The organism is Roseococcus thiosulfatophilus (genome assembly GCF_017311575.1).
Taxonomy (GTDB): domain Bacteria; phylum Pseudomonadota; class Alphaproteobacteria; order Acetobacterales; family Acetobacteraceae; genus Roseococcus; species Roseococcus thiosulfatophilus.
Genome location: NZ_JAFFQY010000008.1, coordinates 89,944 through 100,645 on the forward strand (window position 1 = coordinate 89,944; position 10,702 = coordinate 100,645).

The following is a 10,702-nucleotide window of genomic DNA, read 5'->3' on the forward strand; positions in this document are numbered from 1 at the left end:
GTGCGCGGCTGCGGCGCTGGATCGCGGAGACGGCGCGGGCCGTCGCGGCCCACGCGCGCCCGTTGCCCTCTCCGGCGTAGGCCTCGCCGGTCGGCTTGCGGGATCGATGCAGGTGCTCCGCGCCACCGCCTTGCGGACGCGTCGCACGGCCTTCCCGATCGGGATGGAGCCGCATTGCTGGCGCCTCCGGCCGACTGGTGGCGCGTGTCACTGACCATGGCCGATGGCGGGATGGCGGCGTGGGCGGCGAAGGGCGCGCAACCCTGAACTGCGCTGCGAAATGGTGCCGGCGAGGGATTCGGCCCTTCATCGGTTTGGCGGAATCGGGCATGAGGCAGCATGAGAATCATGCTTGTCGAGGACGAACCCGACCTTGCCGAGATGCTGTGCAGGTTTCTGCAGCGCGAGCGTTTCGTGGTGGACCATCTCGACTGTCTCGCCGCGGCGGGTGACGCCTGCGCCATGGTCCATTACGACCTGGCGCTGCTGGACAGGACGTTGCCCGACGGCGACGGGCTCGGGCTGATCGGGGCGCTTCGGCAGCGCACACCGGGCATCCATGTCATCATGCTCAGCGCGCGCGGAGAGGTGCAGGATCGCGTGACGGGGCTGGAACGCGGGGCGGACGACTACCTCGTAAAGCCCTTTGCGTTCGATGAGATGCTGGCCAGAATCCGAGCGGTCAGGCGGCGCCCATCCCATCTGCAGGATGAGAGGATCATCGCGGGCGCCGTGATCTTCGACCCTGCGAATGACGCGGTCGAGGTCAACGGTCTGTCCGTGACCTTGCCGCGGCGCGAACTGCGTGTCCTTGGGGCCTTGCTCAAGCGGCGCGGGCGTACGGTGATGCGCGAATCCCTCGAACATGCGGTCTTCGGGTTTGACGACGAGGTTCAGTCCAACACCCTGGATTCGCATATCTCGCGCTTGCGCCGGAGATTGCGGGAGTGGGATGCCCAGGTGGAGATCCACGCGATCCGGGGCGTCGGCTATCTGTTGCGCGAAGTGTCGTGACGCGGGGTCGCTCTCTCAAGCGGCCGCTGATCGTCTATCCGCTGGTTGTCCAGCTTGTGGCGCTGTTGATCTCCGTGTCCGTCCTGATCGCGGTTGCGCTTCGGATCGACAGCGGCGGCCCCTACACCGACGAGAGAATCGTCGCTGTCATCGCCGGCGCAATGGACCGCAACGCTCAGGGCGACCTTTTCATCCGGCAAACCGACAGCCTGTCCGGGCTGCAGGCGACCGAACCAGGGCTGTGGTTCATGGTCGAAGACGACGCTGGGCACAGCGTGACCTTTGGCATGGTGCCTGGCTTCTACGCGTCGTTTCAGGGGCGGCTCAGCGAGCTTTCCTACGCCCAGCTGCGCGATCGCACGCCACCCTATGATCTGGCGGCGGTGGTGCGGCGAGAGATGACGGACATCGGTCCGCTGACGATCCTTGCGCACGGCGCCCTGTCGCAGTTGAACTTCCTGATTCTCCTCGCGTCTCCCGTCATCGTCGTCCCCATCATCCTGCTGCTGTTCGTGACCTCGCTGGTCATGACACCTTGGATTGTCCGGCGCGCATTGGCTGGCATGTCCCGGATCGCGCGCGAGGCCGAGGAGATCGATCCTGAACGGCGCGGCCGCCGCCTGAGCGAGGCGCATGTCCCTCGCGAAATCGCGCCTCTGGTTCGTGCGATGAACGAGGCGCTGCGGCGTCTGGACGAGGGCCACGAACGCCAGCAGCGGTTCATCGCCTCGGCATCGCATGAGATGCGGACGCCCATCGCCGTGCTGCAAGGCAAGGTGGACGGCTCTCAGGATCCGGCCGTGCGCGCGCTTGGCGACGACATACAGCGCCTTACGATCCTGACCGAACAGCTGCTGGACCTCCAGCGCCTGTCACAGGGGCGCAGGACCGCCCAGGTTGACCTGGTCGCGCTTGCCCGTGGGGTCGTCGCGGACCTCGCGCCCCTTGCCATCGCCGGCGGCCGGTCAATGGAGGTTGAGGTGGTGCAAAGCGGAACCTGCCTGGGAGATGCCGCCGCGCTGGAGCGTGTCTTGATGAACCTGCTGCGCAACGCGATGGATCACGGTGGGCAGCATGCGGTTCTGCGCGTCATCGGCCGAACGCTGGAAGTCGAGGATGATGGGCCCGGCATTCCACCCGAGGAGCGCGAGCGTGTCTTCGAACCGTTCTACAGGCTGCGACCGCAATCCAAGGGCAGCGGCCTGGGTCTCAATCTCGTCGCCGAGGTCGTTGCCCAGCACGACGGCCGGGTGACGATCCGTTCGGCACCGGCTGGCGGGACCATCGTGCAGGTCCATCTGGGCGGTGCCCCATCCGCCGCATCCACCACGGCCGCCCTCGATGGGCAGCGCCGGACCTGACAGTCGGTGTTTCCCGCCGATGCGGCGGGACGCTCCATGTTCACGCAATCTTCGTGAGTGAGAAGGCGGGCGATACGGGCTGACCAAGGCGCGGTTCGCCCGCGGCGGTCATACGCCCGTGTCGAGACTCAACGAAACGAAGGCAGATGTCATGCTTGGAAATCCATCCCTCCAGTCCCGTCGTAGTTTGAAGGCCCTTGGCTTCGCGCTGCTCACAACTGGCCTCCTGGCCGGATGCGTGTCCGATGGCGGCTCTCTCCGAAATGCCTACAGGGCGAACCTCGCCAGTGAAACGGCGCTCAACGCCCAGATCATGAGTGACCGCGCGCGCGCGCAGCGCTGCGACCGCGATCCAAGCCGCCGCGAGTGCGGACGCCGCTGAAGCGACGGCGTGGCAGAACCATCGCGCGCGCCTGTGCACCAGGTCAGGCGGCGGCGACCAGCGCCTTGATCCGCTCTTCGTCACCAGGAACGGCCGGCGTGAAGACCAGCATGGTCAGCTCCGGCCGCCCATCCACCGCGAAGGCCGAGCATTCCAGCGTGATCTCGCCCAGCACCGGGTGGTTCAGCCGCTTCAGCGCCGCGTCGAAGCCGCGAACCTCGCCCTCCTCCCAGATCCGCGCGAAGTCGGGGCTGGCGCGGCGCATCTCCTCCACTATGGGCTGCGCCGCGGCAGCGGCCCCGGCACGCGCGATCCCGGCACGGAACACGGCCACCACGAAACGCGCCACGCCCTCCCAGTCCAGGTTGGCGCGACGCGAACGCGGGTCGAGGAAGATGAGGCGCAGGACGTTGCGCCTCTCCGGCGGCAGGGCGCCGTAATCGGTCAGCACCGCCGCGGCCGCGGCGTTCCAGGCCATGACATCCCACCCCGCCGTGATGACGAGGGCGGGGCACCCCGCCATGCCGTCCAGCACGCGCCGCAACCGCGGTGCGACGCCCTCTTGCGGCTGGTGGCGCGCCTCCGGTGGCCGGCCGAGCCCGAGCAGGAACAGGTGCTCGCGCTCCACATCACTCAGCAGCAGCGCGCGCGACACCCGCTCCAGCGCCTCGGCCGAGGGCGCGCCGCCACGCCCCTGTTCCAGCCAGGTGTACCAGGTGGCGCTGATGCCGGCGCGCGCGGCCACCTCCTCGCGCCGCAGGCCGGGCGTGCGGCGGCGCGCGCCCGCATAGCCGAGGGAAGCGGCATCCACGCGCTCACGCCGTTCGCGCAGATAGGTGGCGAGGTCGGAGGCGGCCATCGGGATCCTGTTGGTCCTCATACCGGTATGCACTCACGGCTTTTATAGCAGCGCCGCCCCGCGCATGTCGCTCGCCATCGGATCGGGAGACAGGACATGCGGGTTTTCGTGACAGGGGCGACGGGCTGGGTCGGGCGCGCGGTCGTCGCGGAGTTGATCGGCCATGGGCATGGGGTCATCGGCCTGGTGCGGTCGCCCGAAAAGGCGCAGGCGCTGCTCGCCATGGGAGCGGAGGCGCAGAGCGGGTCGCTCGATGACCTGGATGGTTTGCGGGCGGCGGCGGCGCGCGCCGATGCCGTGGTGCATCTGGGCTTCAACCACGATTTCTCGCGCTATGCCGAGAACGCGGCGCAGGACGCGCGCGCCATCACCGCGCTGGGCGAGGCGCTGCGGGGCACGTCCAAGCCGCTGCTTGTCACCGCCACGCTGTCCGCGTTGCGCGTGCCGGGGCGCGAGGCGACCGAGGCGGATGTGCCGGTGTCGGACCCCGCCTATCTGCGCCGCTCCGAACAGGCGGCGCGGGCGTTGTCCGGCGTGCGCACGACCAGCATCCGGCTGCCGCACTCGGTCCATGGCGTGGGCGAGCATCACGGCTTCGTTCCCATGCTCATCGACCTCGCGCGCCGGACCGGGGTGTCCGCCTTCCTGGGCGATGGCGCCAATCGCTGGCCGGCCGTGCATGTAACGGATGCGGCCCGCCTTTACCGGTTGGCACTGGAGCATGGCGCGGCGCAGCCTGCCTATCATGCGGTGGGGGAAGAAGGCGTACCCTTCCGCGACATCGCCGCGGCCATCGGCCGGAAGCTCAACCTTCCGGTCGCGCCGCGCGAGGCCGCGCATTTCGGCTGGCTCGCCGGCTTCGTGGGTGGGGACATGGTCGCGTCCAGCGCCGCGACCCGGCAGGCATTGGGCTGGCACCCAAGCGGCCCGTCCCTCCTCTCCGATGTTGTGCAGCCGGACTACCATTCCGGGGCGTGACGGCCCGCCGCGGGTGTCTCGCTCGGCGGCTCGGGCGCGTCAGTCCATTTGCACCCGTGGCTGGGCCTTGCCTATCTCAGCGCGCGGAAGCTTGCGCGGACTTCCTCCGCGAACAGCTCAGGCTGTTCCCAGGCCGGGAAGTGCCCCGCCAAGCGCGGCGACCCAGAGGCGCATGTCCAGCTGGTGCTGTCCGAACCGGTGGATCCCGATGCGCCGCGCTTGGGGCCTGCCAGCGCGCGGCGCCGGTGCTTCGCGGACCTGATTGGCCGCCAGACCGACATCCTGCTCGCCGGCTTTGGCCGATGGCAGATGCCCCAGCATCTCGTGCGGTCGACCCGGCAGGGACTGACGCCGACAGGCGCGCGGGCTGTCGGTCCCTTTCGACCGGCAAGCCCACTCAGGGTTGCCTGCAAAGGAAAAGATAAAATTTAAGGTCCAGAAAAAGTGCAATAACTTTCTACAAAAACTCAACCACTTTAACTATTCATATGCCCGTACAATATCATCGCAATTGTGTTGGCAGTGAAAGGCCGTGCCAGAGGCCAACTCTATATTCGTAGTCCGATCAACGTTTTGCAGATGCGCTGTCCAGTTCTCGGCTGGGAGACGCAGGGCGGGCAACGCCGGGCAGTCCCATGGGCCTTCCATGCTGCGGCCGTGGAACTGTCCCCAAGGTCAAGATGAAGGTTTCGCGCATGGGCATACACACCGCAAGCTTGGAAGCGCAGCGCCGACTGAAGGGCCAGATGACCCTCTGCAGCTGGGACGCCGGATGGCGCTCCACCCTCCTGCGCGCCTACGATGAGCCCGTCGAGGTGCAGGAGCTGGACACGGCGCCGACGGTGGATCAGCTCCTCGTCCTCGTCACGGATGGCACCTCCGACATTGAAGCCCGCTACCGCGGGGCGTGGCACCGCACCCGCTACCGAGCGGGCGACCTCGGCATGACTGCGCCAGGTGAGGAGGTGCGGCTGCGCTGGCGCGGTGACGAGGCGCACCGCACGCTGCAACTGCATCTGGCTGCGGACATGATCGCGGCCGTCGCCAGCGAGTTGGCCGGCGGCACGGCGCATCGCCTGCAGCTGCCCAACCAGCTCAGCTGCGACGACCCTGTCATCCCGGACGTCATGCAGGCCATGGAGCGCGCGGTCGAGGCGAAGCTGCCCGATCTCTATGCCGACAGCGCCGCGCATTTTCTGGTGATGCACGTGCTGATGCACCATGTGCGGCTGCCGGCCCTCCACGGCGCGGGATACGAGGACCGGCGCCTCGCCGCCGTGGACGCCTATCTGCGTGACAATCTGGGCACACAGGTCTCACTGGATGACCTGGCCGGCGTCGCCGCCATGAGCAAATTTCACCTCCTGCGGGTGTTCAAGCGCAGGTTCGGCGAGCCGCCCTTCCGCCGCCTCACCCGCCTGCGCGTTGAGGAAGCGAAGCGCCGTCTCACGCGTGGATCGGATTCGATCACCGAGATCGCCTTCGCCTGCGGCTACGAAAACCCGTCTCACTTCGCCGCGGCATTCCGGCGCGTCGTGGGCGTGTCACCCACGAGGTACCTCCGCGACACCCGCTGAAAGGGCAATTCAGCGGCCGAACTCCGCAATGCCGCGAGCGACACGTCGGGCGCTCCCGCGGCATTCCACCCAAGCCATCCCCCCCCAGGATCGGCCGCGGCAGGCGTGAAGGCGGCGGTGGTCTCGTCCCGGGCGACCTCCCGCCTGCCGCGCACTGCCTCCGCGATTGTGTTCCGAAGCCGGATGGCCTGGAGGTCCTATGGACACCGAAAAACACGACACGACTGCGCCATCGAGCAACCGGCGCCGATTCCTGGTCGGCTCCGCGCTGAGCGGAACCGTCCCCTTCCTCCCCCACGAAGCCGAGGCGCGGGCGCCGCTGGCCGCGCGCCCCCCGGGCGACGCCGCGCCGGGCTTCGCCCTTCACGTCAACGCACACGTGTACCAGGTGGCACTCGACCCCCGCACCACGCTGCTGGACGCGCTGCGCGAGCACCTGGACCTCACCGGCGTGAAGAAGGGTTGCGACCACGGCCAGTGCGGCGCCTGCACCGTGCTGGTCGAAGGGCGGCGCGAACTTTCCTGCCTCAGCCTCGCGGCCTCGATGCAGGGGCGGGAAGTGACGACGATCGAAGGGCTCGCGACACCGGACGGCAGGCTGCACCCGATGCAGCAGGCCTTCATGAATCACGATGCCTTCCAGTGCGGCTATTGCACGCCGGGCCAGATCCTTTCAGCCATCGGCTGCATCCGCGAAGGTCATGCCGGCACTCCGGTGGACATCCGCGAATACATGAGCGGCAATCTCTGCCGCTGCGCCGCCTATCCCAACATCGTCGCCGCCATTGAGCAGGCGCGCGACCAAGGGGAGGGATGAGCCATGCGGTCCTTCCAGTATTCGCGCCCCTCTTCACTCACGGCCGCGGCGGGGGAGATGGGCGGGCTCCTCGCGCAGGATCCGGACGCCCCCGCGGCCTACCTCGCGGGCGGTACCACGCTGCTCGACCTGATGAAGCTCGACGTGGCGCGGCCGGAGCGTGTCATTGACCTGAGCGCCCTGCGCGGCGAACTCGGGCATGTCCATCCCGGCGCCACGGAGCTTCGGCTCGGCGCCTTCGCGCGCATGGCGGAGGTGGCGGCCCATCCCGGCGTCATCGCCGATTACCCGGTGATCGCACAAAGCCTCGCCCTCGCCGCCAGCGCGCAACTGCGCAACATGGCGAGCTTGGGCGGCAACGTGCTGCAGCGGACGCGGTGCAGCTACTTCCGCGACCCATCCTGGGCGGCATGCAACAAGCGCACGCCTGGGAGCGGCTGCGCGGCGCTGGGGGGCGTGAACCGGGCGCATGCGGTGCTCGGCACCAGTGAGCACTGCATCGCCACCTATCCAGGTGACTTCGCGCAGGCGCTCCTCGCGCTGGATGCCACGCTCGTCCTCGCCGGCCCGCAGGGCAGCCGAACCCTGCCGTTCGGGTCCCTGCACCAGCTGCCGGCGGCCACGCCGCATCGCGAGACCACCCTGCTGCCAGGGGAGCTGATCACGGAGTTCGTGATCCCGGCGCGCGCATGGACGCGGCGTTCGCTCTACCTCAAGGTGCGGGATCGGGAATCCTATGAGTTCGCGGTGGCGTCCGCGGCGGTGGCGCTCGACCTTGACGGCGACGTGGTGCGTGAGGCGCGCATTGCCCTGGGCGGCGTCGCCACGATCCCCTGGCGCGCCCATGGGGCGGAGGATGCGCTGCGCGGCCTGACCCTGACCGAAACCTTGGCCTGGACAGCGGCAGAGAACGCCTTCGCCGCGGCTCGCCCCCAGACCCACAACGCCTTCAAGATCGATCTTGGCCAGGCGGCGCTCATGCGCGCGCTGCTGCAAGCCGCGTCGTTGGAGATCCGCCCATGACCGGGCCGCTGTTTCCGCAAGGCGGACCAAACATGGGGCAGCCTGCCCCGCGGTACGAAGGACGCGCCAAGGTGACGGGGGAGGCGCGCTACCCGAGCGACGTCCGCCTTCCGCGCACCGCCCATGCCTGCCTGCATCTCAGCCGAATCGGCCGCGGTACGATTCGCGGCTTCGATCTCACGGCGGCCCGCGCCGTCCATGGCGTCATCGACATCCTGACGCATGAGACGGTCGGCGACGCGATTCGCCAGACGCCGGCGATCTATCAGGGCGGATACACATCAGACTCGCTTCTTCCTCTGGGTTCGGCCGAGATCGCCCATTGGGGCCAGCCGATCGCCATGGTCGTCGCCGAAACCTACGAGGCCGCGCGTGAGGCCGCGCAGCGCATCGTCGTGACCACCGCGCCGCACCCGTCGCCCGCCGTGGACATCAATGCACCCGGCGCCGAGACACGGGCGCTGGAGCCGATGATGGTCCAGGCCGGCGATTTCGACGCGGCCTATGCGGCGGGGCCGATCCGGATTGACGCGCGCTACACCACGCCCGCGCAGCACCAGAACCCGATGGAACTGTTCGCCACCCAATGCGTGTGGGAGGGCGACCGGCTGACCGTGCATGAGCCGAGCCAGTATGTGAACAGCGTGAAGTTCGGGCTTGCCGAGCAGCTCGGCGTCCCGGCTGACAACATCCGCGTCATCAGCACGCATGTCGGCGGCGCCTTCGGGGCGAAGGGGTTCCTCACCCAGCGCACGGCGCTCGTGGCCATCGCGGCGCGGCGCCTCGGCCGCCCGGTCAAGCTCGTGGCCACGCGGGAACAGGGCTTCACGGTCTCGGGTTATCGCGCGGAGACGCGGCAGCATGTGCAACTGGCCGCCACCCGCGACGGCCGCCTGACGGCGTTGCGGCACGAGGGATGGGAGCTGACCTCCCGCGCCGACACGGTCGCGATGGGAGGTGCCTCCATGACGACGCGCCTCTATGCCTGCCCCAACATCCTGGGCCGGGTGAACACCGTGGCGGCCGACCGCTCCACGCCGGGCTTCATGCGCGCGCCGGGCGAGGTGCCCTACGGCTTCGCGCTGGAGACGGCGCTCGATGAGCTCGCCGACAGGCTCGGCATGGACCCGGTGGAGCTGCGGCGGGTGAACGACACGCAGACGGAGCCGGTGGGGGGGCTTCCCTACACCAGTCGCTCACTCATGCGCTGCTTCGACGTGGCGGCGGCCACCTTCGGTTGGAGTGGCCGCTCGCCGCGGCCAGGCTCGATGCGTGAGGGTGACTGGCTCATCGGCTGGGGCTGCGCCAGCGCCTATTATCCCGCGCAGGCCGGCAACAGCGCGGCGCGCGTGCGCCTCACCGCCGATGGAACGGCCCATGTCGCCAGCGCTGGCCACGAGCTGGGCCAGGGCATGACCACGATGATGGCGCAGGTGGCGGCCGAGGAGCTCGGCGTGCCGCTGGAGCGGGTGACGGTCTCGCTGGGCGATTCCGACCTTCCGCCCGCCGTCGTGAATGGCGGCTCGGCCGGGACCGCCAGCGTCGCCTCGGCCATCATGATCGCCTGCGACGCCATTCGCGCGCGGCTGGGCGTCCCCCGGGACGCGCCGTATGCCGCCCTCCGGGCCGCCGTGGCGGCGTCGGGACTGGCTTTCGTCGAGGAGCTCGGCGAAGCCCGCGCGCATGGCCGTTCCCCCGAAAGCCTGCCCGACATGTATCGCGGCCGGGCCTTGCCCCTGGGCGGGGTCGAACTGCCCGACCGCGTGCAATTCGCGATGGGAGCGCAGTTCGTCGAGCTCCGCATCCACCGGTGGACGCGCGAAATCCGCGTGCGGCGGGCGGTGGGCGCCTTCGCCGCGGGGCGCATCATCAACCCACGCACCTCCCATTCGCAGCTGTTGGGCGGCATGATCTGGGGCATCGGCTCGGCGCTGCACGAGCACACGGACATTGACCAACGGAACGCCGCCTACACCAACGCGAACCTGGCCGACTATCTTGTGCCGGTGCATGCGGACATCTCCGAGATCCAAGCCATTCTGGTTTCGGAGGAAGATCGCCTGGTCAATCAGGCGGGTGTGAAGGGGGTCGGCGAGATCGGCGTTGTCGGCGTCGCCGCCGCGATCTCCAACGCCGTTTTTCACGCGACGGGGCGGAGGTTGCGCGACCTGCCGATCAAGCTCGAGCACCTGCTGTGAGGGCCGCGTGCAGGTGTTCGAGCCGCAGGGGGAGTGACTGATCACATCGCCCACGTTGACGGCTTCGACAAGGGCGGCAACCGCGGCTGCACCCGATGCGGCGCTGGCCTCGCACGCGACCGGACGGCGGCCCCTCGCCACAAGATCGACGGAGGTTGACATGCCAAGGCCCAGCTATCCCGACACGCCCCGTCTGGACGTGGCCCAAGAGCATTTCGGCATTGCTGTCCCTGATCCCTTTCGCTGGCTGGCGAGCGGTGGCCGCCACTTCTTCACGCGCAACAGCGGCCTGGACAATCAGCCGGCGCTGGTCATGCGCGACGGGGCCGCGGAGCAGGTGGTGCTGGCCGGTCACGGCGCGGGCGAGCCCGTGCGCCAGGTGATCGAGGATGTCACGGACCTCTGGGCCTTCGCGGCGCATTGGACGGGCCTGCGGCCATGACGGCGCGCGATGAGGCGCTGGCCAGCCGCCGGGCGGGCCGCAACAAGTTGG

General features: G+C 69.0%; 9 protein-coding genes. 8 read left to right on the forward strand and 1 reads right to left on the reverse strand.

Annotation, left to right across the window (positions count from 1 at the left end; genetic code table 11):
* Positions 1 to 348: 348 nt before the first annotated feature.
* Together JTN19_RS05145 and JTN19_RS20490 are read left to right on the forward strand one after the other, a co-directional pair.
* Positions 349 to 1,014, forward strand: a complete 666-nt coding sequence (locus JTN19_RS05145) for a response regulator transcription factor (RefSeq protein WP_242530875.1) — start codon at positions 349 to 351, stop codon at positions 1,012 to 1,014.
* Positions 1,011 to 2,375, forward strand: a complete 1,365-nt coding sequence (locus tag JTN19_RS20490) for an ATP-binding protein (protein ID WP_206930839.1) — start codon at positions 1,011 to 1,013, stop codon at positions 2,373 to 2,375. Before JTN19_RS05145 ends, JTN19_RS20490 begins: the two co-directional genes overlap by 4 nt.
* Before the next feature lie 425 nt (positions 2,376 to 2,800).
* Here the strand turns inward: JTN19_RS20490 and JTN19_RS05155 are convergent, their stop codons facing one another.
* The gene (locus tag JTN19_RS05155; protein ID WP_206930840.1) at positions 2,801 to 3,637 is read right to left on the reverse strand and encodes a helix-turn-helix transcriptional regulator; all 837 of its coding nucleotides are present in this window, start codon (positions 3,635 to 3,637) and stop codon (positions 2,801 to 2,803) included.
* 75 nt (positions 3,638 to 3,712) lie between these two features.
* Between JTN19_RS05155 and JTN19_RS05160 the strand changes: the two genes are divergently transcribed.
* From JTN19_RS05160 to JTN19_RS05185, 6 genes are all read left to right on the forward strand, one after another.
* Positions 3,713 to 4,594, forward strand: a complete 882-nt coding sequence (locus JTN19_RS05160; RefSeq protein WP_206930841.1) for an SDR family oxidoreductase — start codon at positions 3,713 to 3,715, stop codon at positions 4,592 to 4,594.
* 716 nt (positions 4,595 to 5,310) lie between these two features.
* Entirely contained in the window at positions 5,311 to 6,171 is an 861-nt protein-coding gene (locus JTN19_RS05165; RefSeq protein ID WP_206930842.1) for an AraC family transcriptional regulator, read from the forward strand.
* 199 nt (positions 6,172 to 6,370) lie between these two features.
* Entirely contained in the window at positions 6,371 to 6,988 is a 618-nt protein-coding gene (locus JTN19_RS05170; RefSeq protein WP_206930843.1) for a (2Fe-2S)-binding protein, read from the forward strand.
* A 3-nt stretch (positions 6,989 to 6,991) separates the two neighbouring features.
* On the forward strand, positions 6,992 to 8,011 hold the full coding sequence (locus tag JTN19_RS05175; protein ID WP_206930844.1) for an FAD binding domain-containing protein: 1,020 nt from the start codon (positions 6,992 to 6,994) through the stop codon (positions 8,009 to 8,011).
* Positions 8,012 to 8,043: 32 nt separating this feature from the next.
* The gene (locus JTN19_RS05180; RefSeq protein WP_242530876.1) at positions 8,044 to 10,209 is read left to right on the forward strand and encodes a xanthine dehydrogenase family protein molybdopterin-binding subunit; all 2,166 of its coding nucleotides are present in this window, start codon (positions 8,044 to 8,046) and stop codon (positions 10,207 to 10,209) included.
* A gap of 160 nt (positions 10,210 to 10,369) precedes the next feature.
* Positions 10,370 to 10,651, forward strand: a complete 282-nt coding sequence (locus tag JTN19_RS05185; protein ID WP_206930846.1) for a hypothetical protein — start codon at positions 10,370 to 10,372, stop codon at positions 10,649 to 10,651.
* The last annotated feature ends 51 nt before the right edge of the window (positions 10,652 to 10,702 follow it).